We start from the raw sequence: 23,146 nt of genomic DNA, 5'->3' as shown, positions 1-23,146 counted from the left end.
TGCATTCGCTGCAGACGCTGGGCGTGCGTGTGGCGCTGGACGATTTCGGGACCGGCTATTCCTCGCTCAGCTATTTGCGGTCGTTCCCGTTCGACAAGATCAAGATCGACCAGAGCTTTGTGCGCGCGCTGGAGGAAGGTGGCAGCGCCCACGCGATTGTCCGTGCCATTACCACGTTGGCCGATGCGCTGGGCATGGAAACCCTGGCCGAAGGCGTGGAAACGCAGGAACTGCTCGACGCGCTGCAGAAGGAAGGCTGTGACATGATCCAAGGCTATCTGATAAGCCGTCCCGTGCCCGGCGCTGACGTGCAAGGCTTGTTGGCGTCGCTTCAGCCAGCACCAGCGCGCGTGGCCGTGGGCTGACCCTAAATCGCGTTGATATCTACCACGGTAGGGATCGTGTCGTTCAGCAGGACGATCTTTTTGGCAGCGATTTTCCACCCCGCTTCTGTCGGGATCAGCCGATATTCGTAGCGGCCAAAGAAGCAATCAGCGCGGTTCATGCGCACGTCAAAACGGTGGCAGGTAAAGGCGGCGGAAACATCAGCGCCATCCGCATAGCTGGCGGTGACCAGCACATTGGTCACCTGATGCACCACGCGCGGCAGGGGTGATGAAGCGGTAGACAGGCCCGATGTCAGGCGCATCACCCGGTCTTCCAGATTGCGGCGGCCCTTGTAGTAGATCAGAGAAAGTTCGCTGTCCGGGTCTTGTGTGATGGTGGTTTCATCGCGCCATGCCGGCATCCAGAATTCCACATCGGACGTGAACAGGTCCAGCCATTGTGCAAAGCGCCCAGTGTCGATCAGCAATGCTTCAAGGTATAGCAGGTCTTCGGCCTGCGCGCGGGTGAGCGGCGTTGTCATGCGGCACCCTCCCCGCCATTGAACGCTGGCATCATGCGCACCGCCCATGCGCGGTAATAGGCATGATACAGCGTTTCATCGCACAGTTGCGAATCTGCCAGCACGCTGGCCTGCGGGGCAAGGTCGATCCGGTCGGAAAAGCGGTTGCCGCCTGCGACGCTGGCGGTCATTCCGCGCGCATAGCCCTGTAGCCATGGCTCTGCCGTTCCGGAAAAGCCGATCTGGCAGTTCTCATAGGATACCGTGTCATCGGGCGTCGCCATGCCGGTTGGATTGAAGAAATCCTCATACTGGCGAATGCGCTGGCGTCGGGCGGCGGCGCTTTCCCCTTTGGGCGCGATGCACCATGTCCGCATTTCGGTACGGCCGGGCGCGATGGGGCGGATCACACGCAACTGGCTCGATGCGTTTTCTGCCACTTGCAGGTTGGGGAAAATGGTCAGGTTGCGCATGTTGAACATCCAGTCGCGCCGGGCCTCGCCCACGCGGCGGCCCAGTTCGTCGGCGCTTTCATACAGCGGAATCGCAGGCGTCACCCCAAACACGCCCCAGTTCAGCACATGGCCATTGGCAAACGAATAGCTGCCGCCACCAACGCCCTTGGTGTCTTCCTTCCAGTAGTCGCTGTTTTCCCACACCGATGCCACGACATCGCCGCTCATCTCTTTCTGCCGCCGTTCCAGCACGCGGATGTAGGACGGATGGGCCGAGGTGAAGTGATAGGCGTCGGAACAGTTCTCAAGCTGGAGCTTCCAGTTCGCCTCATAGGTAAAGGTAACCTGCCCCGGCACCAGTTCCAGCCCCTCCGCGCTTTGGTCCGCCACCAGATCGAGCAGCTTGGCCGCCTCGCCCAGATGATCGGCCAGTGGCGGCACTTCGGCACAAAGGCTGCCGAACAGGAAGCCGCGATGGTTGGCAAAATGCGGCAGCGCGGCAAGGCCGTGATCGTCGGTGTCGAACGCAGGCGAATAACACCCCGCCGCTTTCCATTTCACCGCCTTGTTGCGTCCGGCGCTGTCGAAGGTCCAACTGTGATAGGGGCAGACGTGCAGCCGTGCATTGCCCTGCCGCACTTGCGCCAGCCTTGCCCCCTTGTGCGGGCACGAATTGATGAAAGCGCGCAAGGTGCCTTCGCCATCGCGCTGGACCAGAATGGGCACGCGACCTGCGAATGTGGTGAAGAAATCGTGGGGACCGGCGGCTTGCGATTCCAGCCCAAGAAACACCCAGCCCGCTTCGAACAGCAGGCGCATTTCGGCATCGAACACGCGCTGGTCGGTAAAGATCGCGCGGTTTATGCGGAACACGCCATCAGCCGGGCGATCGTCGATCAGGTCGGATATCTGCATGGTCACAGCACCACCGCTTCTACCAGCGTGGGGCCATCGGCGGCGAATGACCAGCGCAGCGCTTCATTCAGGCTGGTGGCATCGGTGGCGCGGCGGGCGGCAACCCCATGCCCTTGCGCCAGCAGGCAAAAATCGAGTTCGGGGAATTGTGTGCCGACCAGTTCCTGTATGCCGAAATGCCGCCCGAAGTGGTGCAGCGCTTCGTATCGGTTGTTTTTCAGGATGATGAAGCTGACTGCCGCCCCGTGCTGAACCGCTGCGTGCAGCCCCTGAATGGCATACATGGCTGAACCATCGCCCAGCACGGCAATCACTTTGTCCGCTGGGCGCGCCATGGCAATGCCCACCGCCGCCGGAAGCCCGTGGCCCAGCCCGCCGCTGGCCGTGGTATAGAACGTATCCTTGCGCACGATGGGCAGGCGGTCGTGCATCGGCCCCCGGCTGGACGGCGCTTCTTCAACGATCACGCTGTCCGCGCTGCGCAGCGCGGCGATCTGTTGCAACACATAGGCATCGGTCATCGCGCTGCCATCAAGGCGCGGGGGCAAGGTGCGCAACTGTGGCACGGGACGGACGGCGGGCGGCGGTGCTTGCAGCAGCAGGTCCAGCGCCTTGTCGCATTGCGCGATGATTGCGGTGCCCGCAGGTGCCCATGCGGCATGGACATGGTTGTCGCCAATCAGCCACATGTCGCAGCCCGGCGGCATATGTGGGCCATGGCCTTCAACGTGATAGAGGTTCATTGGCCCGCCCAGCGCCAGCACGAAATCGTGTGGGGCCAGCGTTGCGACAATCGCTTCGCGCCCGGCGGTCAGGAACCCGGCGAACAGCGGATGGTCTTCGGGGAAGCTGCACCGGGCGGACATGGGCGCAACCCACACGGCGGCATTGTGCCGCTGCGCCAGTTCGACCACCTGACCCCACGCGCCATCGCGCGCCACGCCTGCCCCCACCACGATGGCGGGATTGCGCGCGCCTGCCAGTGCCTGTGCGCAGGCGGCCATCGCGCGCATATCGGGCATACGCGCGGCGTGGACGGTCCGCGGGGTGAAGGGTTCACAATCGCGGTCCCAGTCATCGATTGGGATCGAAACGAAGGTCGGGCCGCAGGGTGGCTCCATCGCCACCAGCCATGCCCGGTGCAGCGCTGCGGGCACATCTTCGGCACGCGCCGGTTCGCACGACCATTTCACAAAAGGCCGAGGGAATTCGCTGGCGCGTTCGGCAAAGAGGAACGGTTCATACGGCAGGATCGACCGCGCTTGCTGCCCTGCCGTAACCACCAGCGGGGTCTGGTTCTTGAACGCGGTAAACAGGTTGCCCAGCGCATGCCCGGTGCCGGCAGAGCTATGCAGGTTGACCACGGCGGCGCGGCCCGTAGCTTGCGCATAACCATCGGCCATGCCCAGCACGACGCTTTCCTGAAGCCCCATGATATAGCGGAAATCACGCGGGAAATTGCGGAACATAGGCAGTTCGGTAGAGCCGGGATTGCCGAATACCGTGGTCATGCCAAGATCGCGCAAAAGGCCGATGGTCACATCACGAACGGTTGGCATGTGTTCTCCCGGTGCTTGTTTTCTGGCCCAGGATGACCTGACCAGGCATTAGAAACAATTGCAAATGCGCGTCAAAGTCATACGCTGAACGCATGGATTTTGACGAACGCCAGTTGCGCGCCTTCCTTGCCGTTGCCGAAACCGGCAGTCTTGGCCGTGCCGCGCGCGTCGCCAACCTGACGCAGCCATCGCTCAGCCGATTGGTCAAGGCGATGGAACAGCGGCTGGGGCACCCGCTGTTTGACCGGGGTGGCAAGGGCATGGACCTGACCCCTGCGGGCGATCTGCTGGCCACCCACGCCCGCCACATCGTTTCGGAAATGCAGGCAACGCGCGATGAACTGGACGCCTTGCGCGGATTGAAGCGCGGGGTGGTGCGGATTGGCGCGGTGGCGGCGGTGATGCGGACGCTGGTGGCGCAAACGGTGGGCACATTGCTGGCGCAGGCACCGGGGTTGCGCGTGGAACTGGTGGAAGCAGTGGACGGCGAACTGCTGGATGCACTGGTGACGCGGCGGGTGGATCTGGTGGTGGCGGCCAGCGCACTGGACCATGCCGACGTGGTGCAGATCGGCCCCAGTGCCTATCGCGCCGGGGCCTATCGCGATCGCTTTGCCGTGTTTGGCGCAAACGACCATCCCCTGCCCTCGTCACCGGGCCTTGCCGCCGTGCTGGCGCACGATTGGGTTATGCCCGGCCGCGCCTTTACCCCACGCACGACGTTTGAACGCATCGTGCGCCAACATGGCCTGCGCATGCCGCGCGTGGCGGTGGAAGCCGCATCGGTCGAAGCGATGATTGCGGTTGCAGGGCGCAGCCACCTTTTGTGCTGGCTGCCCGAACCGTTGCTGGCCGCCCATGTCGCCAGCGGCACCATGCGCCGGATCGACGTGCCGGAACTGGCGATGGAGCGTGGCTTCCTGCTGCACCGCCGCCGCACGGGGCTTTTGCCCGAAGCTGCGCGGCGCTTTGTCGATCTGTTTCCGCTGGTGGCTTGACCGGCTCCGTTGCCCGCCCCCACTCTCGCCCGTGTGTGCATGCGTGTGCGTAAGGGGATGGTTGGGTGATGCAGCGGATTGTGATTGTCGGTGCGGGCGCGATGGGGTGCCTTTTCGCGGCGCGGCTGGCATTGGCCGGACATGCGGTGACCGTAGTCGACGTTGACGCAGCCCGGCTGGCGCGCATCGGAGCAGAAGGCATCGTGCTGGAAGATGATAACGGTAGCCATGTCGGTCAGGTAACTGCTGCGGCAGCCGCCGACGTGCGTGGCCCGGTCGATCTGCTGATGCTGTTCACCAAAGGGCTGCACAGCGCCGCCGCCATCCGGTCTGTCGGGCATCTGGCGCAAACCGGTTGCATGGTGCTGACCCTGCAGAACGGCCTTGGCAATGCAGAAGCTATTGCCGAGGTTTTTCCGCCCGATGCGATTCTATGGGGGGTGACCGATTTTCCCGCCGATCTGGAAGGGGAAAACCACGTCGTCTCGCACGGGCAAGGCCATATTTTCCTGGGCAATTATCCTGATGGCGCAGATGCACGCGCCATGGCCGTGGCGACGGTGTTTGAAGGCGCGGGCCTGCACGCCCGCGCCGACGATCAGGTGAAAGTGGCGGTGTGGGAAAAGGTTGCTTTCAATGCCGCTCTGAACGCGCTGTGCACGGTCAGCGGATTGCCGGTGGGCGGGCTGGATACGCCGCCGGGGCGCAATGCTGCGCGCGCCGTGATTGACGAAATCGTGATGATTGCCGCAGCGCAAGGTGTGACGATTGACCGGGCACGGCTGGACGCCAAGGTCGATTTCGCGCTTGCCAACCATCGCGGGCACAAACCGTCGATGCTGCAGGACCGTCTTGCCGGAAGACTCACCGAAATCGAGACGATCAACGGGGCGGTGCTGGCCATTGGCGCACGCCATGGCATAGCGGCTCCTGCCCTGCAAATTATAACTGATATGGTGAGAATCGGTGAGAGAACGTAACCTATTTAACCCGCGCCATGAACTGCACGCTCAGCGTTGAATTGGCCGCCAGTTCACCCGATGGAGCAATCCGAATGCCATCGACTTGCGCGTCGTATCCCGATGCGGGAGTATAGCTGAAAGCGCCATTGCCGGACTGGCTGTACGTGATGTTGGTCCCGGTAATGGTGGTCCCGCCTGCCGACACCACTTTGACCGGCAGGCTGGTGGTGCCATCGAACGCGCTGTTGCGGAACACGGTGTTGGCGGGCAGCGCATCGGTCAGCACAATGCTGCCTGCGTCAATTGGGCTACCGCCGGTGTTGGCGACAGTCAGGGTGTAGATCACGTCATTGCCGGGTATGTTATAGGCACCGTAAGTGCCGCTGGCCGGGGCAGAGCTTTTGGTGACCGAAAGGCTTGGCATCGGGCAGAAGCTGATCCCGCCAATGCCGATGGCCTGCTGTCCGGTGGCGCTTTCGCCCGATGTCAGCGGATAGTTGCCATATTTGAAGGTGATGCTGGTTACGGGCTGGACAAAGCTGACGTTCAGCGTGCCAGTGTCCGAATTGTTCTCGGACGTTCCGCTGCCCCCCACCTGACTGGCGGAAAGCGTCATCGGCGATGTGGCGGTGCCCACAGTCAGCGACGAACCGCTGGCCGTGCGGGCTTGCCCGGTGGCGTTGCCATTGCCCCATGGTGTTGAAAGCACAGGGGTATATGTCGTCGTACCATCACTGCCGGTAACCTGCACCCAGTCGCGGAACTGGTTGGCGCTGAAGTCAACGTCGTGCGTCACCATCGCAAAATCGCGCACCGGCTGGGTAAAAGTGAACGTCAGCGTGATAACGCGCGTAGTGCTGGTTATATTGGCGGTGCGGCCTGAAAAGGTGCCGCCAAAAATCAGGTCGTTGGCGCCCGACGCACCCGACACCAATGTGCCGATGGCAGGCATCTGGACACCACCAGCCTGCGTGCTGGACAGCCCGTTCTGCGCAATTGCCACCGTAAAAGCGCGGGTGGCCCCCCCTCCGTTTGCAGCGTTGTAACTGTAGGTCTGGCCATAGCTGAGAGTTGCTGTCGGGCGCGAGGAATAGTTGAACACGAACTTGTTGGCGGTATCGCATGCCGCATAGGCGGTGCTGCCAAAGGCCAGCGCGGCAAGTGCAGGGATGACGGAACAAAGGCGGCGCATCACTGGCGCGCTCCCAGAAAACCGAGCGAATTGCTATCGAATTTCATGCGAATCTGGACCGAGGCCCCTTTTTGGGTCGAGCGCGCGGCGGCAAAATCGCGGTCACGAAAACCGGTGATGTTGTAGCCGAACACGACAAACACATTGCTGGCGGGGGCAACGCCCAGTTGCGGGCCAAAGGCAAAGGCGGCAGTGCCATCCGACAGGCCTTTCCGAACGGTGGCGGTGCCTCCCAGTTCAAAGCGATCACCAAGACCGATGCGCATATCGATGCCGCCCATCAACGTGCTCCCCGCAATGTCGAGGCCATCATAGCGATCAAGATTGTGGCGCGCGGCAGCGAACAGGCCGATTTCGGTGCGCTGAACCAAGGCTTCGTCATCACGGCCCAGCGGCGCCCAATCGGCCGAAATGCTGCCCAGCAGGCGGCGCGAACGGGCATCGCCGTCGACCGATAGGGCCGTGCCCGATGCGTTGCCAGCCACAGCGTCGGTCACGGTGTCGTCGCGCAGTTCCACTTTGGCCAGAAACGCCAGCGGATCATTGGCGGGACGGTGCGCCAAAGACAACGCGACATTGGCGACTTTGCTTGTTGCGCCGGTGGTTTCCTCGGCATTGGTCCACGTCGCCACGCCGCCGATCACGGTGCCTTCGGCAAGCTGGCGGATTACGCCCAGCGTTACCCCGCGGCGGCGTGCCACATCGCCATCGCGCAATTCGGCGCGTGCGGTGGCGGTCCAGCGGCCTTCGCGCCATGTCGCGCCAAATGTATAGGCGGTGAAATCTTCGGCCACGGTGCTGGATGTGGATGCGCCGACGGTGGCCGTGCTCGTGGTGGTGGCAAAGCCCCGCCCGCCGACCACGCGATTGCCATCAATGCTGGCATCCAGCGTCAGGTGCGCATCAATGGGCAGCGACTGCGCCAGACCATAGGCGGCAAAGGCGCGCTTGCCCTGTTCCGAAATCGCCTGTTGGCCCAGCGTGCCGACCAGACGCGCCCCGGTCCACGGTGCCACTTCCAGCCCAGCGCGCAAGGTGCGCGTGTCGCTGGCCGTGGTGGTGCCATCGGCTGCGGTAAAGCGGCCCTTGGCCACTTCGTAATCCGAAATCAGCCGGACGTCGGGGGTGAGTGCATAGCGCGCGCCAAGCCGGTAGCGCGGCGGCTGGTAAGAACTTTCATCGCTGCCGCCCAGTGCGAACCCTGCCGATGCGTTCAGTTCAAGCCGGTTGTCGAACAGGCGGCGCGTGGCCCCCGCTTCGATCAGCGTAGTGGCCCCGCCCGTGCCATCGGCGCGGCTTTCGCCATAGCGCGAAATGGCAAGGCGGGCCTCGGTCGACGGCATTTTCCAGATGGTGCGCAGTTGCACGGCATCGCGGTGCGACGTGTCGGTCAGACTGTCGTCATACCATGCCGTCGTGCCGACCGACCATGCCTCGTTCAGGCTGTAGCTGGCATCGACGCCAAACTTGCGGTGGCCCAGTTCGCCGGTGCTGGCCTGTCCCAGCCCGAAATCGGCATCGAGCGAGCGGACATAGGCCAGCAGGTCCAGCTTCTGATCGTGGCGTTCGGCTTCGATCAGCCAAGCCGATTTGGCATCTTCGCCCGTGGCATGGCTGACAGCAGCTTCGGCGCGCAGTTCGGTGGTGGTGCCAATCAGCAGCTTGGCATCGACTGCGGCCAGATCGGTGCGTGCGCCATCGCCCTTGTCCGTGATAGCGGTGCCGCCGATGCGTAGGGTTTCATCGGCATTGCGCCATTCGGCGCGCACGCCAGCATTCAGTTCGCCACCGCGCAGCGTATCGATTTCATAATCGACCACGATGGTCTGCGGGTTCAGATCGGCAGTGCGGCTGAGCACTGGCTGCTTAAAGGTGATCGTGCCTGAAAGCAGGTCGATATCGTAATCGACAAAGCGGGTCAGGCTCTGGCTGCTGACGACGATTTCCGAACGGAACCGGTCGCGTACTTCAATCGTCACGGTTTCGCTGTTGGCGACCATCGCACGCGATGACAGGCGATAGGGTCCGGTAATGCCACCGCCCGGAATCTGGTCGCGGCGGTGGCTGGTGGCGACATTTGCGGCAAAGCCTTCGGCACGCAACTGCCCGGCACGCGCCTGCACTTTTACCCCGGTCACGGTGCGTTCGTAACGGCCAAGCTGGCTGTGACTGAAGCCGATCGCAAAATCGCCATAGAGCGCGCGCACCTTGTCGCTTTCGATGCGCAGATACAGCTTGTTCATGCTGGCGGCGTCGAACCGACGATCAGATCCATCGGCAAAGACGGTGTAATAGGCCTTGGGATCAAGCCCGCCCAGCAGGCGCTGTTCATCGCGCTGCTTGGCACTGTCATAGGCCAGCGTGGTCAGGAATTTGCCCAGAATGCGGCCCTTGGCATAAAGCGCGATGCGCGCATGATCGCCAAGGTCGCTGTCGAAATCGGCGCTGCGCTGCATATTGTCGGCAATCGACTTTGCTCCGATTGCACCTTCGGCAAGGCCCACCAGCGTCCACTTCTGCGCGCCGGGTACGATCCACGCTTCCAGCACCTGTTGGCGCTTCACGTCACGGTCGTTGAATTGGAACGTCAGGTCCAGCCCGCCGCTGACCATGGTCGGGGCAAGTTCGATCAGCGCGATGCCATCGTCACCCTTGACCGTCCATGTCGGCTGCGCGCGGTCCAGCCCAGACAGCACGCGAGTTTGCATGGCGTCCAGCGCCTGCGCGCTTTCATAGGGTGCCGAAAGCGTGATCGGCCCGGAAATTCCGGCGTGAACCGGGCGTCCAGCCCGGTCCAACACGCGCACGGCCACCATTGGACGGGTCTGCCCATCAGCCACCAGGTGCGATTTTTCCGCGACCACTTCGACCCGTGCCGGGGTGGCACCAAAGTGGACAGTGCGGTGCAGCGCCTGTGCCAGCGAACCATCGGCATTGCGCACTTGTGCATCCAGCACGGTATCGTCGCCGGTCAGCGGAATGCCGCGCCATATGCTGACGGCATAACCCGCAGGCGCAATGCGTGCGCCATCGAACGCCAGCTTGTCCACCGGCTTGCCATCGACGCGCAAGTCGACGCTTTGTCCCTTCCGGTGGCGGATGACGACGCGAACGGTGGGCGCGCGCGGGTTGTGGTCCACAGTGGGAAACAGAAAATCGGTCGGGCCATCGCCCAGCTCCAACCATTCGGTTTCCGCGCCTGCGGCGATGCGGCCCGTGGTATCTTCAACCTGCGCGGGCGCAATGCTGCCGGTATCGGCGGTGCTTTCCGGCACGACTGCGGCGAAATCTGCGGTCACAAGGCTGCCGCCCTGCCCGGTGATAAAGCGCGAGGTCGCGCTGCCTGCGCTGCGGGTTGAGCGGGCGCAATCCACAAACTGGCCACCGGCGGGCAGCGTGGAGTCCTGCGCTTCGACCACGTGGGTGCCGGGCATCAGGCCTTCAAAGTGATAGCGGCCTTCGGCATCGGTGACGGCAAAGCTGCCATCTTCCAGCACCACGCGCACCCCTGCGATGCCCCGGCGCGCGCCGGTCACGGTGCATTCGCCCGCGCTGATCCGGCCGATCAGCGTCATCGTGGCGGTCAGATTGTCGCGTTCCACCCGCACGGCGGCGCTGGCGGTGGCCGAAAGGCCGCGTGCGTCGATGGCCTCGACCCGGTTCACTGCCTGGCCCGCCGTCGCATCGGGGCGCACGGTCATGGCATATGTCACCACGCGCGATGCGCCTGCGGCGATGTTGCCCAGCGTGATGGTCAGCGTCTGTCCATCGGCATCGGTCGTCACTGTGCCATCGGGCGCAGTCTTGCCATCGATGCGCACGCTGGTCTGGCGCAGGCGCAGCGCGGACGATGGCCTGTCGGTCACCACCACGCCGCGTTTGGCGCGGGCGGCATCGGTGTTGCGCACGGTAACGGTATAAAGCACGGCGTCGCCCGGCTGCGCGATCTGGCGCGACGCGACTTTGGCCAGCGTTACCGCCACGGCGGGGCGATCCACCGGGATGTCCACACGGATCGCTTCGGGCGTGGCCAGGGTCAGCGCTTCGCCAAACGATGCGGGCAGGATGGCCAGTTCGCCACCATCGGGGCGGGTCAATCCTTCGAACTGGCGCGGGGTAAGCTGCGATGGCGCGGTATAAGGTGCGGGCGGTTCAACCTTCAGGCGATAGGTGCCCAGCGCGGCCAGTGGAAAGCGATAGCCACCATGATGCATCGGCCAGACATTGCCTGCGGCATCGATCACATCCTGACCGGTAATGATCGATGAGGGCCATGACGTGACGCCATCGTCGGCAAAGACGCGGGCAGGACGGCCATCGGCGGCATTGACCAGAGTGACGCGCGCACCATCCACCGGCGATCCATCTTCGGAATCGAACACGATGCCGAACGGATCGGCCAGAACATCGACCACAGTATGCGCGACAAGCCCACTGCCCGCCGAACCGTGAAAATCAAGCGTGACCTTGTCGCCCGCCGAAACGCTGAGGCGGCAATCGCCGGTCACTGGCTGGGGCGGAATCGCGCTGGTCGGCAGCGCGCCATAGAACAGGCCGGTATCTGCGCCAGATTCGGCAACGGTCACGGTTTCGCTGTCGCCGCTCATCGATGTGAGCGTGACCGTCACCGTATCCACAGTACCGGGGTTCAGCGTTTCGCGCGGGACCACGATGCGGAAGATCACCGGCTGGCCGATGGAAATGCTGGCCAGCGAACTGCCGTCGGTTGCGCCCAGCGCGGCAGCATCCACCTGCACCATCGGCAGGGTCTTTCCGCCGCAGCTTCCGGCGGTCAGCGATGCAGCGCTCGTACCGGCGACAGAAGACAGTACCGAAATGCTGGCCTGCGCGCCTGTCTGAATGGCTGCTACATCGAACGAAACGGTGTTGGACTGCGCCGAAAGATCAACCCCGGCCTGCGTCCAGCGCGCGCTGGCGGTGTTGCTGATAGTGCCCGCCTGCACCTGCGCCGATCCACACATCACGAAAAGCAGCGCTGCATGCAGCAGCGCCAGCTTTCTCCCGAATGTGTGAATCGATGCGAACATTTTGTCTTTTCTTGGTTATCTGTGATTTTTTCGGGCCATCGGGTTGGCGGCAGCATCCCCCCGGATGCCGCCGCCCCTCTCCCGAAGCGCGGAGATCAGTTGATCGTCGCGCGGAACAGAACAGTCTTGGTTTCACCCGCCGCAACCGATGCCAGCGTGCCGCTGACCGTGTTCGACGCAAATGTGCCCGAACCGGCGCCGTCGGCCTGGCAAACGCCCGAAACCACGGTGCCATTGGTCTTGATGCCATAGGCGCTGTCATAAGTGATGTTGGCTGGCAGAGGATCGTTCACGTCAATCGACGTTGCCGTGGCGCTGCCAGAAGCGTTGCTGACCGCGATGCAATATTCGATCGTCGCGCCCGGAATCATCTTCGGGTTGGTGGTCAGATTCACCGGATCGCTGATGATGCGCGATGTTTTCGCAGCGCTTAGTGCAGCAGCCAGCACGGTGTAATCGTCCTTGGCCGAATAGGCTGCGTCGCGCGCGGAATCGGTTGCGCCTGCGCCATCAGCAAACACGGTGTCCATGCCTGCGGTATTGCCGCCAGTGGTCTGGACCAGCGCCGCGCCAGTGCTGCCCGATGCGCCGCCTTCACGGCCCGTCGCGGTCAGCGTAACCGCAGCAACGCTGCCCGTGGCAAGGCTGAGCGGAACATCGGACACCACAAACACGGTGGCAGTGCCATCGGCAGCCAGTTCGTCCAGGTAGGTGACCAGCGTATCGGTGCCGCTGTCGTAAATGCCGTTGGCGTTGGCGTCGCGATAGATGCGGACATTGGTGACGTCGAACGAATCCGTGCCCGAATGCGCAGCCGTGCCGCCGGTCTGCTGAAGGCCGGTCAGGGCAAAGTCGAGCACCGCGTTGGACGAGTTGGTGACGCTGAACGTCGTTACCGCCGACGTCTGGCCGGGCGAAACCGTGGTGGTGGTGGTGCCGACTTCGGCAACCGTCACGTTGACCTTGCGGTCGACGGTCAGCGTGTCAGAAGCCGAAGTGCCGGTCTGGCTGATGCCGCCCACCTGAAACGCTACCGAAACGGTGTTGGTGATGGTAGAACCGGCGGTAGTGCCGGCGGCATGCGCCGGGTTTGCGCCAAGAACGGCGAGCGCAAGAATGCCCGCCGCGCCCAGCAGTTTGCTGCGATGCGTCATTGGTTATGCTCCACTGAATTGCCTGCGCTTTTTACTGCCGCCCACAGGCAAGGCGGCCTTCCCCCTCCGCCGTTCAGCGGACGATAGCGTGATATTTCACAGTGCCGGTGCCGCCCGGTGCGATGGACGGGATGGTCCAGCGAACATGCGTGGCATCGCTGGCCAGTGCGGCGCGCTGGCCGCCCTTGCCATCGGCCACACTCAGCGCGGCAAGCTGGCCCCAGCTTTTGCCGCCATCGGTCGAAACTTCCAGCGTGGCGGCCGATTCCGGTGCCAGCGTAACAGCAGTCGGCAGTGGGTTGGTCACCACGAAATTGGTAACGGCCTGCGCGCTGTCATTGCGATAGGCAGTGCTGAACAGAAGCGTGTCGCCCGGAACGACCACTTTGGGGTCGCTCAACACGACTTTAGCAGCGCCGTTTTCGGTCACTGTCTTTTCCAGCTTTACATCGCCGGTCAGCGACACGGCATTGCCCTGCGCAAAGCTGAGCGATGGGCTGGCGAGGACTGCGGCAGCGAAGGCGACAGTCAGAAACTTGTGCTTCATGGCAATACGTCCTGCTTTATCAGTTGATGGTGACGGCAAAGTTGACGGTGCGGGTGGAACCGCCAGCAATCGTGCCCAGCGCGACATCAATGCCGCTGGTGCCGCCAACGCCTGCGTCGGTGTCCGCCGCATCGGTCAGCGCGCTGGCATCCAGCTTGAGCGAACCGGGGACATAGGTGGTGCCCGCCGGAATGGCGTCGACGATGTGTAGCCCTTCGGCCGATCCGCTGCCGGTGACATTGGCGGCAATGGTATAAGTCACGGTCGCGCCCGGCACCGGCTTGGCAGTGCCGAACTGATCGACGATCACCGCCGATTTGGTCAGCGCGACATTGGCAAGGCTGGCGACAAGGCTGGCGAGTGAATTGGCGGACGCCGTGGTCAGACCGACAACCGCATCGCCGCCGCCTTCGCCCTGGCCCGAAAAGCTGCTGCCGGGCGTTCCAGTGCCGGTGACTGCCGAAGCGACAAGGCGAACCTGGCTGGTCTGGGCATCGCTGGCCCCTGCGGGCAGGGTGACCAGTACGAACACTTTCAGCGCACCGTCAGGCGAAAGCGCCGGTGTTGCCGCGCCCGATGTCAGCACCTGATCGACGCCAGCATCATATACGCCGTTGTCATTGCTGTCTAAAACGATTGCGGTGACAGTGCCGTCAAAGGCATTTCCGGACACCTGAGGATTGGCCACAAGGTTGAATGCTTCCGGGCCGTTGCCCGCATTAGTTACCGAATAGGTTAGAACTGCGGGGGCCGAACTGGCCGAAGACGGTGTCGTGCTGAGCGTCGCTACGGCAACATCCAGCAGTTCATCGACCTTGACGGTAACCTTGTTCGACGTGACCGTGCCGCCCGAAGAGCCGGAGGTGTATGTTGCGGTCGCGGTATTTTCGATTAGCGTACCGGCAAGCACACCTGCTGCATACGCTGCGCTGGGGAGTGACAGGGAAGCCAGCGTGCACCCGATAAGGCATGCTGAGCGGCGGGAGACGGTGTGGTGCGTAGTCATACCTACGCATTTCGGTCGAGATAGTTAATTAGAAGTAAGCGATTGAAATCAGGTTGCTCATGAAACCAACTTTAGCGCTAGCGGGCTTGGTGATTTACCTTAACCATTGTCAACATGGTTGCGATAACCATTTTCTATGTCGCTCATATTGTTGCAGATTATTTCTGCTAATTTGAACCAAATTGGTGCTAAAAATTTTGCGTTCAGAACGGTTCTTTTGCGGCATCCGGGCGCCGCAGTTCGCGGAAGTGCGCTCCAATGACACCGGGAGACCGTGATTCGGGTTGTCAGAGGTGCTTTAGCCGTCGCGCGGCTCAGGATCCGTCGGTAATCAGCGTGCCACCGTCGACCACCAGATTGTGTCCGGTAACGAACCCGCCCGCTGCCGATGCAAGGAACACTGCGGCTCCGGCCACCTCGGCTGGCGTGCCGGGACGGCGCAACGGTGTCATGCCCATGCGTCGTGCCATGAAATCAGGGTTATCCAGCAAAGGCGCGGAAAGTTCGGTGGCGATGAAGCCCGGTGAAATTGCGTTCACCCGCACCGCCTTTGGCCCCCATTCCACCGCCAGATTACGCGCCAGTTGCGCCACGCCCGCCTTGGCCAGTGCATAGGCGTTGATCCGCCCATTGCCGCGTGACCCTGAAAGACTGGCCATGAGCACGGCAGCACCGCCGCCACCGTCTGCAATATACGGCAGCGCCAGATTGCACAGCACCACCTGACTGCGCAGATTCAGCGCCATGACCCGCGCATAATCATCCATATCGATGTCCGCAAACGGCCCTGCCCTGCCGGTGATCCCGGCATTGCACACCAGCACGTCGATACGTCCCAGGTTGGCCAGTGCAAAATCGACCAGCCCCGCCAATGCGGCGTCATCGGTCACGTCACAGGCAAAGCCCGGCATATCCAGTTCCGCCGCCACACGCGCGGTATCATCTGCATTCTCGCTGGAAATCACCACGCGCGCGCCAGCGGCTATCATCGCTTCGGCAATCGCGCGGCCAATACCGCGCGTCGATCCGGTGATGATGGCAGCTTTGCCGGAAAGATCGAACAGGGTGGTCACTTATGGTCCGGCTTGTCTTCGGGCAGCGGCTGCCCGTTGTGCAGGTAAGCCGGTGCCTCGATCAGAATGAAGGCGATGCGGCAGACCTTGTCGGTGGTATTGCGCCACAGATGGTTGGTGCCGCGCTGGATGATGATGCCGCCCTGCCGCACCGTCTTCTTCGCGCCGTCTTCCAGCTCCAGCTCGATCTCGCCTTCCAGCACGATGCCGTAATCGATCGAATTGGTGCGGTGCATCGGGCTTTCCTTGCCCGGCAGCATATCGACCACGCGGATCACCGATCCGCCATCCAGCGTCAGCCCCGCATCGCGGTGACGGCCATCGGTTTCGTCGTTGTTGTCAGCAGGAACGGTGGGCGTGGTCCAGATCAGCAGGAAAGACGCATCGCCCGACGGGATCATCTTCGTCGGCGTCACGTCTTCGGATTTGAACACCGCGCGGCCTTGTTCGTTGTGGCCAGTGACCACGCGCTGGACCGGGGGAAGACCGGAATCTGAAATCACGTCACTCATGCCTTCACCACCTTTTGCTGAATTGCCCCGAACGGCGCGCGACCAGTGCCATCCACCGCCTCCATCCGCACACTGTCGCCAAACCGCATGAACTCGGTACGCGCAGCGCCTTCGTCAATCACCTCGATCCCGCGCCGTTCGGCAATGCACGATGATCCGATTTCACGGAAATTGGTGTTCGATACTGTGCCCGACCCGATCACCGTGCCCGCCACCAGATCGCGCGTGCGCGCGGCATGGGCAACAAGTTCATGGAAGCCATGCCCCATCGGTTCACCATTGGCCGCGCCAAAGCGCTGGTCGTTCCAGTCGACATTCAGGTTCAGACACACGCGCCCATTGCGCCAGTCGTCGCCCAGTTCGTCGGGCGTCACCGCGAAAGGCGCCATGCCGCACGGCGGTTTGGCCTGCACCCAGCCAAAGCCGGTCTTCATTTCCGGCCCCGCCAGCGTGCGCAAAGACCAATCGTTGATCTGAACCACAAGGCGGATATGGCCCATCGCGTCAACCGCGCTGGTGCCCATCGGCACCGCATCGACAATCACCCCGAACTCGCCCTCGAAATCGATGCCCAGCGCCTCGTCGAGGAACTTAACTTCGTCATGCGGGCCATAGAATTTGTCAGACGTGCCCTGATACATCAGCGGCTTGTCGGCCTTGGGCTTGGTAACGCCCAGCACCGCGTCCATCAAATCGCCATGGCTTTGAAAGGCAGATCCATCCAGCCACTGCCACGCGCGTGGCAGTGGCGCTGCAAGCTGCGCCGTATCCAGAACTTCGGGAAAATCACTGATCGCGGCCAGTTCGTCGACAACCGCGGTCCAGCGCTCCAGCGCCTCCTGCAAGGTCCGCACCGGCGCGATCGCGTAGCGCCCGCCATCGGGCGAAACCGCCACCAGTTGCCCGTCCTTGGTCCCGTCGCGCAAAGTGGCCAGACGCATGACCTGAATTCTCCCAATTCTGTTTCGATCATGCCGATAAGCAGCCGGTCCTGACAGGACAAAGGCATTCGGTCGATAGTCTCGCATCGATACTATGCGATGGTCCGCGCCGGGGGCTTCCTGCATTGGGGCGGCAATTGCAAACAACCTTGCGGGGAGAAACATGGCCCAGTGGCTCAAGCGCGGCGCGGCTGCGGACGTAAAGGCGGAAACGGATCGTAAGGTTCGCGATATCGTGGAAGCAGCGCTTGCCGATATCGAAGCGCGCGGCGATGCCGCATTGCGCGATATGAGCATAAAGTTCGACGGTTGGGACCGCGAAGATTATCGCCTGTCGCAAGCGGAAATCGACGCGGCCGTCGAAAGCCTGACCCCGCAAGAGCGCAAGGACATCGAATTCGCGCAGGCGCAGGTCAAGAACTTCGCCCAGATCCAGCGCGCATCGATGGTCGACGTCGAAGTTGAAACCATGCCGGGCGTCGTGCTGGGCCACAAGAATCTGCCGATCCAGAATGCAGGCTGTTATGTGCCCGGCGGCAAATATCCGCTGCTGGCATCGGCCCACATGTCGGTCATCACAGCCAAGGTCGCAGGCGTTCCACGCGTCATCACGTGCGCCCCGCCGTTTCAGGGCAAGCCCGCCCGCGCCATCGTGGCGGCACAGGCCATGGCGGGGGCTGATGCGATCTATGCCCTTGGCGGCATTCAGGCGATTGGCGCGATGGCCATCGGCACGCAAAGCATCGATCCAGTCGATATCCTTGTCGGTCCCGGCAACGCCTTTGTGGCCGAAGCCAAGCGCCAGTTGTTTGGCCGCGTGGGCATTGATCTGTTCGCAGGGCCGACTGAAACGCTGATTATCGCCGATGACATCGGCTGCGACCCCGAAATGGCCGCGACCGACATTCTGGGACAAGTCGAACACGGGCCGGACAGCCCCGGCGTGCTGCTGACCAACAGCGAAAAGTTCGCCCGCGAAACCATGGCGGAAATCGACCGCCTGCTGCAAATTCTGCCCACCGCCGATCATGCCCGCAAGGCGTGGGAGACGTTTGGCGAAGTGATCGTGGCTGAAAGCTACGAAGAAATGGTCAGCATTGCAGACGACATCGCCAGCGAACACGTTCAGGTGATGACCGCCGATCCCGATTATTTCCTGAATAACATGACCAATTATGGCGCGCTGTTCCTGGGCGCGCGCACCAATGTCTCGTTCGGTGACAAGGTGATCGGCACCAACCACACCCTGCCGACCAGGAAGGCCGCGCGCTATACTGGTGGCCTGTGGGTGGGCAAGTTCCTCAAGACCTGCACTTACCAGAAGGTGCTGACCAACGAAGCATCAACGCTGGTGGGCGAATATTGCAGCCGCCTGTGCGCGCTGGAAGGCTTTGCCGGCCACGGTGAACAGGCCAATATCCGCGTGCGCCGCTATGGCGGGCGCAATGTGCCCTATGCCGGGCAGGCCGAGCCGAGCGAGCTGACGCGGGCGTGATAGTCCCGCAAACGCCATCATTCCGGCTGGACGGCAAGCGTGCCGTGGTCACCGGCGCAGGGCGCGGCATCGGCCTTGCCGCCGCCGCTGCGTTAGCGCAGGCGGGTGCGGCGGTGACGCTGGTGGCGCGGTCTGCCGGTGAGATCGCGGACGCGGCTTCGGCCATCGGCAATGGTGCCGAAGCGGTAACGCTCGACGTTTCCGACATCGAAGCCGTGGCTGCGTTCTTTGCCGCGCGCGATCCGTTTCACGTCCTTGTCAACAATGCCGGAACCAATCGTCCCAAGCCGATGTGGGATGTGACCGAGGCCGACTATGACGCGGTGCTGGGCCTGAACGTCAAGGCCGCGTTCTTCGTCGCACAGGCCTGCGCAAAGGCGATGATCGCGGGCGGCACCAAAGGCTCGCTGATCCACATGGGATCGCAGATGGGGCATGTCGGCGGACCGAACCGCAGCCTTTATTGCGCCAGCAAGTGGGCGATGGAAGGTATGAACAAGTCCTTCGCGCTCGATCTTGCGCCCCACGGCATCCGCTCCAACACCATTGCCCCCACGTTCATCGAAACGCCGCTGACCAAGCCAATGTTCGAAGACGCCGCGTTCAAGGCCAGCGTCCTGTCCAAGATCAAGCTGGGTCGCATCGGCACGCCCGAAGACCTGATGGGCGCGGTGCTGTTCCTTGCGTCAGACGCCTCGGCCCTGATGACCGGAACCAGCCTTGTCGTCGATGGCGGCTGGACCGCAGAATAAAAGGAAAAGCCATGTTCGAACCGTTCCCCGGAAACTACGTCTGGAACCTTGCCACCAACCTTGCGCTGATCGCGGGCGGCAATCATGGCGAGATTGACGACGCCAACCGCCCGCTGATGGATGCGGCAAAGTCCGGCGCAGATGCAGGCTCCGCCGCCTTGTTCGACAGCTGGATTCGCGTGGCCGATCAGGTCACCGCCAATGCGCAACGCGACGAGGCTGAAGGTTTCCTGCTGTCAGCCGGCACCAAATACCTGCGCGCATCAGGCTACTACCTTGCCGCCGAACGGATGCAGAGCCGCGATTATGCCCCGCGCTGGGCCGCCTATCAAAAGGGGCTGGACCTCTATCACAAGGGCAGCGCCCTGCGCGGGCTGCATGTCGACAAGGTGGAAATCCCCTACGGCGACAGCGCCTATACCGCCATCTTCGTCCACGATGGCAGCGGCACGCCGCGCCCCACGCTGGTCTCGGTCAACGGCCTTGATTCCATGAAGGAACAGGTCAACCTTGCAGGTCACGGCGCGTCAAACCTCGAACGCGGGATGAACACCCTGTTCCTTGACCAACCCGGCACGGGTGAGGCCATTCGCAAGCTGGTTCTGCCCGCAGTGTTCGATGCCGAACGCTGGGGCAGCCCCGCCTTCGACTATCTGCTGACGCGCAGTGATGTGATTCATTCCAAAATCGGCATCTTCGGCCTGTCTTTCGGCGGCTATCACGCCCCGCGCATCGCCGCCAACGATCCGCGTTATGCCCTGTGCGCGGTCATGGGCGCGAACCACGTCTGGGGCCAGCGTCAGCGTGAACGTGTTGCGAACGAGGGTGAGAACCCTGTGCCGCACTATTGGGATCACGTTATGTGGGTCTTCGGCATCGATAACCAGCAGGATTTCCTGAACTATGCCGACCAGATCACGCTCGACGGACAAGTCGAAAAGATCAAGGTGCCGTTCCTGATCACCCATGGCGAAAACGACCGGCAGATTCCCGCGTACAACGCGCAGATGTCCTACGATCAGGCGGTGAACAGCCCCAAACGCACCTTGCGCATCTTCACCAAGGCTGATTTTGAAGTGGAACATTGCGGCGCCGACAACGGCACCGGAATGCGCGATTACATCGCCGACTGGTGCGCGCAGACTTTTGCCGAGATGGACTGATGGCGGACTTCACCTTCCACCACGGCGGCGTGTCGGTCCCTTCACTCGATGCGGCGATAGAATGGTATGGCCGCGTGCTGGGCTTCGAAGTGGAAAAGCGTTTCTACATCGAAGCCGCGCGCAGCCACACCGCCATGGTCCGCAAAGGCGCGCTGCGGTTTGAAATCTTCGAAGTAGAAGGCGCGGCCCCGCTTCCCGAAGACCGCCGCATCGTGCCGCGCGATCTGAAAACCCACGGTAACAAACACGTCGCTTTTCGGGTGGAAGACCTCGACGCCTTCCTTGCCGAAATGGAAGAAAAGCAGGCGGACATTGCCTTTGTAGTGCGCGAACAGTTCGGCAAAGGCTGCTTCATCCGCGACTGCGCGGGCAATCTGATCGAATTTGTTGAAGAACCAGCGGGCTGATCCTAACCCGCTTCACGTTTCAACAGATCGCTCACCCGGCGGCGCGCCAGAACGGCGGACTTGTCGATCGGCAGCAGCAGCGGCTTCATTTCGAACAGGTCGCGCCCGCGCATCCGCTGCTGGATGTCGGCAATCATCGGCTCATCCTCGCCCTTGAACGCGCCTTCCACACCAAAGCGGAAGCCCTGCGCAATCTGTTCGTCACCGCGCTTCAGATTTCGTCCGCCTGCCCAGAAATAGTGCGTTGTCAGCTCAGTTTCCGGCGTCAGCAAGTGGCACAGCGGCACTTGTGCGTGGGTATTGTCCATGTCCGTGTGCAGGGCCACGTCAAACCCGTTGCGCTGGATCAGATTGGCGGGCGCGCTCCAGCGCATTTCGGACATCAGGCTGATGACTTCGGGCGCTTCGTCCCACAGCCCGGCGACAAGCTGTGTGCGGTTGCACTGCGGACGGGTATAGCGCGAAACCACTTCATCGCCCTGTTCAAAACAGGTGACTTCCGTCGGAAACGTATCGGTGGGATCGGCCAGGAACGGGTGCAGAAACTCAACATGGGTAAGGTCCAGCAGGTTGTCGATCACCAGTTGGTAATTGCCTTCGACATACAGATAGCCATCCACCCAATCGAACCGCGCATCTTCGCGCGCGGACAGCACGGGAATCCCGGCAGGATCGGCATGGGCCGCATCGCCCATCCAGATCCACATCATGCCATGCCGTTCCACCAGCGGATAGCTGCGCACCCGCATCGCGCCGGTCGCGGGACCATGCGGATTGTGGACACACCGCCCATCAGGCCCAAAGCGCAACCCGTGATAGGGGCAGGCAATGGCATCGCCATGCAGCTTGCCCTTGGCCAGCGCGGCAAAGCGGTGCGGGCAGGTGTTGGCCAGTGCCACCGGATCACCGTTCTCTGCGCGATAAAGCACCACTTCATCACCAAGAAACGTGCGCGCCACAGGCTCTGCCCCCAGCGCGGCAGACCAGCCTGCGGGATACCAGCTTTCGCGGATGAAGGGCATGTTGGGTATCCTCTGTCTATGCCGCTTGCCATCACAGGTTGGCGGTCATCATTTTCGTTGCATTGATCCTAGCGCCAGCAGATGCTGGGCGTCATGGCGACCAGTTCACAAAAACGGCTATTACGTTCGGATTTAACAGCCCCCGGTGTAACCAGTGGCATTCTGGCCGATGTGCGCCTTGTCGGCGCTTCGCTGGCACGCTTCACCCTGCGCGAACGGGGTGGATTTGCCATGCGCGACATGCCGTATATGTTCGTGGTGGCCGAAGGCACATGCCGGGCAGGCCTGCCCGATGGGCGCAGGGTCAGGCTTGGCCCCGGCGATGCGCTGCTGGCGCTGGGTGGTGCGGTTTCGCGGCTTGTGGTGAAAGACGATTTGGCCACCTGCACCGACATGGGCGAAGTGTGGCAGGCCAACGCCGCCCCGCCCACATCGACCGAAGGCTATGAACGCCCGGTCGAAATAGACTGGGGCGAAGGGCCAGTGGGCTGCGTCCTGCTGGGCAGCGCGATGACGCCATCACACCTCGCCGCCAGCCTGCCGATCATCGCTGCTCTACCCCCGGTCCTGTTCATGCGCGCAGACCAGACCCGGCTGAACCTGTGGACGCAATCCTTCACCCAAATGCTCGATGCCGAATGCGCCCATCCATCAGATGGGTTCGCCGCAATCAGCACGGTGTCTGCCCAATTCCTGCTAGCCCAAATCCTGCGCGCGCACTTGGCAGACAATGCGCCTGCACTAGCCGATGTGCTGGACAAGGGCCGGTCGCGCGCGCTGGCAAAGCTGATGCGGCAATTGCAGCGCCACCCCGAACGGCAATGGACGCTGGCTGGCATGGCGCGCGATGCGGGAATGTCGCGCACGGCCTTTGCCGAATATTTCGGACAGGCCACCGGCACCACGCCGTTCCGCTATCTCGCCGCCTGCCGCATCGACCGCGCGGGCCAGCTGTTGCAGGACACCGATCTGCCCGTTGCCGATATCGCGGGTCGCTGCGGCTATAGGTCTGAACGCGCATTCCGCGCCGCCTTCGTTCAGGCGCGCCAGACGCGCCCGCTGGCTTTCCGAAAAGCCCGGCGGGCGCAGTCTGGGTAG

The 23,146-nt window shown here is 62.7% G+C and carries 20 protein-coding genes; 8 read left to right on the top strand and 12 right to left on the bottom strand.

The genetic code is table 11. From position 1 onward, the window contains the following. The coding region (locus OVA07_RS19060) for an EAL domain-containing protein (protein WP_268173272.1) at positions 1-365 on the top strand (365 nt) is incomplete at its 5' end. A 2-nt stretch (positions 366-367) separates the two neighbouring features. On the opposite strand, the gene OVA07_RS19055 is transcribed toward OVA07_RS19060, so the two are convergent. From OVA07_RS19055 to mdlC, 3 genes are read right to left on the bottom strand one after another with little or no spacing between them, the layout of a single operon-like run. Then, positions 368-868 (bottom strand): aromatic-ring-hydroxylating dioxygenase subunit beta, encoded by a 501-nt coding sequence (locus tag OVA07_RS19055; RefSeq protein WP_268173271.1) that lies wholly within the window; start codon positions 866-868, stop codon positions 368-370. Then, positions 865-2,217 carry an aromatic ring-hydroxylating oxygenase subunit alpha gene (locus OVA07_RS19050; protein ID WP_268173270.1) on the bottom strand — a complete coding sequence of 451 codons (1,353 nt, stop codon included), beginning with the start codon at positions 2,215-2,217 and terminating at the stop codon, positions 865-867. Before OVA07_RS19050 ends, OVA07_RS19055 begins: the two co-directional genes overlap by 4 nt. A 2-nt stretch (positions 2,218-2,219) precedes the next feature. Continuing rightward, the gene (gene mdlC / locus OVA07_RS19045; RefSeq protein ID WP_268173269.1) at positions 2,220-3,776 is read right to left on the bottom strand and encodes a benzoylformate decarboxylase; all 1,557 of its coding nucleotides are present in this window, start codon (positions 3,774-3,776) and stop codon (positions 2,220-2,222) included. Between the two features lie 92 nt (positions 3,777-3,868). On the opposite strand from mdlC, the gene OVA07_RS19040 reads away from it, so the two are divergent. Together OVA07_RS19040 and OVA07_RS19035 are read left to right on the top strand one after the other, a co-directional pair. Further along, positions 3,869-4,774, top strand: a complete 906-nt coding sequence (locus tag OVA07_RS19040) for a LysR family transcriptional regulator (RefSeq protein ID WP_268173268.1) — start codon at positions 3,869-3,871, stop codon at positions 4,772-4,774. A gap of 68 nt (positions 4,775-4,842) precedes the next feature. Next, entirely contained in the window at positions 4,843-5,754 is a 912-nt protein-coding gene (locus OVA07_RS19035; RefSeq protein WP_268173293.1) for a ketopantoate reductase family protein, read from the top strand. Position 5,755: 1 nt separating this feature from the next. Here the strand turns inward: OVA07_RS19035 and OVA07_RS19030 are convergent, their stop codons facing one another. The 8 genes from OVA07_RS19030 to OVA07_RS18995 form a co-directional block, all read right to left on the bottom strand. Further along, the gene (locus tag OVA07_RS19030) at positions 5,756-6,928 is read right to left on the bottom strand and encodes a hypothetical protein (protein WP_268173292.1); all 1,173 of its coding nucleotides are present in this window, start codon (positions 6,926-6,928) and stop codon (positions 5,756-5,758) included. Beyond that, the gene (locus OVA07_RS19025; protein ID WP_268173267.1) at positions 6,928-11,976 is read right to left on the bottom strand and encodes an isopeptide-forming domain-containing fimbrial protein; all 5,049 of its coding nucleotides are present in this window, start codon (positions 11,974-11,976) and stop codon (positions 6,928-6,930) included. Before OVA07_RS19025 ends, OVA07_RS19030 begins: the two co-directional genes overlap by 1 nt. Before the next feature lie 95 nt (positions 11,977-12,071). Beyond that, positions 12,072-13,130 carry a hypothetical protein gene (locus OVA07_RS19020; protein ID WP_268173266.1) on the bottom strand — a complete coding sequence of 353 codons (1,059 nt, stop codon included), beginning with the start codon at positions 13,128-13,130 and terminating at the stop codon, positions 12,072-12,074. Between the two features lie 73 nt (positions 13,131-13,203). After that, a complete protein-coding gene (locus tag OVA07_RS19015; protein ID WP_268173265.1) occupies positions 13,204-13,677 on the bottom strand; it encodes a hypothetical protein in 474 nt (157 codons plus the stop codon). Between the two features lie 19 nt (positions 13,678-13,696). Continuing rightward, positions 13,697-14,587 carry a hypothetical protein gene (locus OVA07_RS19010; protein ID WP_268173264.1) on the bottom strand — a complete coding sequence of 297 codons (891 nt, stop codon included), beginning with the start codon at positions 14,585-14,587 and terminating at the stop codon, positions 13,697-13,699. Positions 14,588-14,997: 410 nt separating this feature from the next. After that, on the bottom strand, positions 14,998-15,756 hold the full coding sequence (locus tag OVA07_RS19005; protein ID WP_268173263.1) for an SDR family NAD(P)-dependent oxidoreductase: 759 nt from the start codon (positions 15,754-15,756) through the stop codon (positions 14,998-15,000). After that, on the bottom strand, positions 15,753-16,268 hold the full coding sequence (locus OVA07_RS19000; protein ID WP_268173262.1) for a cupin domain-containing protein: 516 nt from the start codon (positions 16,266-16,268) through the stop codon (positions 15,753-15,755). The genes OVA07_RS19005 and OVA07_RS19000 overlap by 4 nt, the downstream gene beginning before the upstream one ends. Beyond that, on the bottom strand, positions 16,265-17,209 hold the full coding sequence (locus tag OVA07_RS18995; protein WP_268173261.1) for a fumarylacetoacetate hydrolase family protein: 945 nt from the start codon (positions 17,207-17,209) through the stop codon (positions 16,265-16,267). Before OVA07_RS18995 ends, OVA07_RS19000 begins: the two co-directional genes overlap by 4 nt. 163 nt (positions 17,210-17,372) lie before the next feature. On the opposite strand from OVA07_RS18995, the gene hisD reads away from it, so the two are divergent. Genes hisD through OVA07_RS18975 form a run of 4 tightly spaced genes read left to right on the top strand, consistent with a single transcriptional unit; the run spans position 17,373 to position 21,026 of the window. Beyond that, positions 17,373-18,704, top strand: coding sequence for a histidinol dehydrogenase (gene hisD / locus OVA07_RS18990; RefSeq protein WP_268173260.1), 1,332 nt, complete (start codon positions 17,373-17,375; stop codon positions 18,702-18,704). Then, positions 18,701-19,456 (top strand): SDR family NAD(P)-dependent oxidoreductase, encoded by a 756-nt coding sequence (locus tag OVA07_RS18985; RefSeq protein ID WP_268173259.1) that lies wholly within the window; start codon positions 18,701-18,703, stop codon positions 19,454-19,456. The genes hisD and OVA07_RS18985 overlap by 4 nt, the downstream gene beginning before the upstream one ends. Positions 19,457-19,467: 11 nt before the next feature. Next, entirely contained in the window at positions 19,468-20,619 is a 1,152-nt protein-coding gene (locus OVA07_RS18980) for an alpha/beta hydrolase (protein ID WP_268173258.1), read from the top strand. After that, positions 20,619-21,026: a VOC family protein gene (locus tag OVA07_RS18975; RefSeq protein WP_268173257.1), complete on the top strand. Its 408-nt coding sequence runs from the start codon at positions 20,619-20,621 to the stop codon at positions 21,024-21,026. Before OVA07_RS18980 ends, OVA07_RS18975 begins: the two co-directional genes overlap by 1 nt. Positions 21,027-21,028: 2 nt before the next feature. Here the strand turns inward: OVA07_RS18975 and OVA07_RS18970 are convergent, their stop codons facing one another. Continuing rightward, positions 21,029-22,048 carry an aromatic ring-hydroxylating dioxygenase subunit alpha gene (locus OVA07_RS18970; RefSeq protein ID WP_268173256.1) on the bottom strand — a complete coding sequence of 340 codons (1,020 nt, stop codon included), beginning with the start codon at positions 22,046-22,048 and terminating at the stop codon, positions 21,029-21,031. A gap of 93 nt (positions 22,049-22,141) precedes the next feature. On the opposite strand from OVA07_RS18970, the gene OVA07_RS18965 reads away from it, so the two are divergent. Next, on the top strand, positions 22,142-23,146 hold the full coding sequence (locus OVA07_RS18965; protein WP_268173255.1) for an AraC family transcriptional regulator: 1,005 nt from the start codon (positions 22,142-22,144) through the stop codon (positions 23,144-23,146).

The sequence above is a fragment of the Novosphingobium sp. SL115 genome (assembly GCF_026672515.1).
Classification (GTDB): domain Bacteria; phylum Pseudomonadota; class Alphaproteobacteria; order Sphingomonadales; family Sphingomonadaceae; genus Novosphingobium.
Note: the sequence above shows the minus strand (reverse complement) of the source record. Positions and strands in the feature narration are given on the sequence as shown.

Bases quoted from the DNA above. Each gene is read 5' to 3' on its own strand.
- OVA07_RS19050 (WP_268173270.1), bottom strand. From the start codon at position 2,217: ATGCAGATATCCGACCTGATCGACGATCGCCCGGCTGATGGCGTGTTC.
- OVA07_RS19055 (WP_268173271.1), bottom strand. From the start codon at position 868: ATGACAACGCCGCTCACCCGCGCGCAGGCCGAAGACCTGCTATACCTT.
- OVA07_RS18995 (WP_268173261.1), bottom strand. From the start codon at position 17,209: ATGCGTCTGGCCACTTTGCGCGACGGGACCAAGGACGGGCAACTGGTG.
- OVA07_RS19020 (WP_268173266.1), bottom strand. From the start codon at position 13,130: ATGACGCATCGCAGCAAACTGCTGGGCGCGGCGGGCATTCTTGCGCTC.
- OVA07_RS19025 (WP_268173267.1), bottom strand. From the start codon at position 11,976: ATGTTCGCATCGATTCACACATTCGGGAGAAAGCTGGCGCTGCTGCAT.
- OVA07_RS19040 (WP_268173268.1), top strand. From the start codon at position 3,869: ATGGATTTTGACGAACGCCAGTTGCGCGCCTTCCTTGCCGTTGCCGAA.
- OVA07_RS19000 (WP_268173262.1), bottom strand. From the start codon at position 16,268: ATGAGTGACGTGATTTCAGATTCCGGTCTTCCCCCGGTCCAGCGCGTG.
- OVA07_RS18965 (WP_268173255.1), top strand. From the start codon at position 22,142: ATGGCGACCAGTTCACAAAAACGGCTATTACGTTCGGATTTAACAGCC.
- OVA07_RS19030 (WP_268173292.1), bottom strand. From the start codon at position 6,928: ATGCGCCGCCTTTGTTCCGTCATCCCTGCACTTGCCGCGCTGGCCTTT.
- OVA07_RS19015 (WP_268173265.1), bottom strand. From the start codon at position 13,677: ATGAAGCACAAGTTTCTGACTGTCGCCTTCGCTGCCGCAGTCCTCGCC.
- OVA07_RS18975 (WP_268173257.1), top strand. From the start codon at position 20,619: ATGGCGGACTTCACCTTCCACCACGGCGGCGTGTCGGTCCCTTCACTC.
- hisD (WP_268173260.1), top strand. From the start codon at position 17,373: ATGGCCCAGTGGCTCAAGCGCGGCGCGGCTGCGGACGTAAAGGCGGAA.
- OVA07_RS18970 (WP_268173256.1), bottom strand. From the start codon at position 22,048: ATGCCCTTCATCCGCGAAAGCTGGTATCCCGCAGGCTGGTCTGCCGCG.
- mdlC (WP_268173269.1), bottom strand. From the start codon at position 3,776: ATGCCAACCGTTCGTGATGTGACCATCGGCCTTTTGCGCGATCTTGGC.
- OVA07_RS18980 (WP_268173258.1), top strand. From the start codon at position 19,468: ATGTTCGAACCGTTCCCCGGAAACTACGTCTGGAACCTTGCCACCAAC.
- OVA07_RS19035 (WP_268173293.1), top strand. From the start codon at position 4,843: ATGCAGCGGATTGTGATTGTCGGTGCGGGCGCGATGGGGTGCCTTTTC.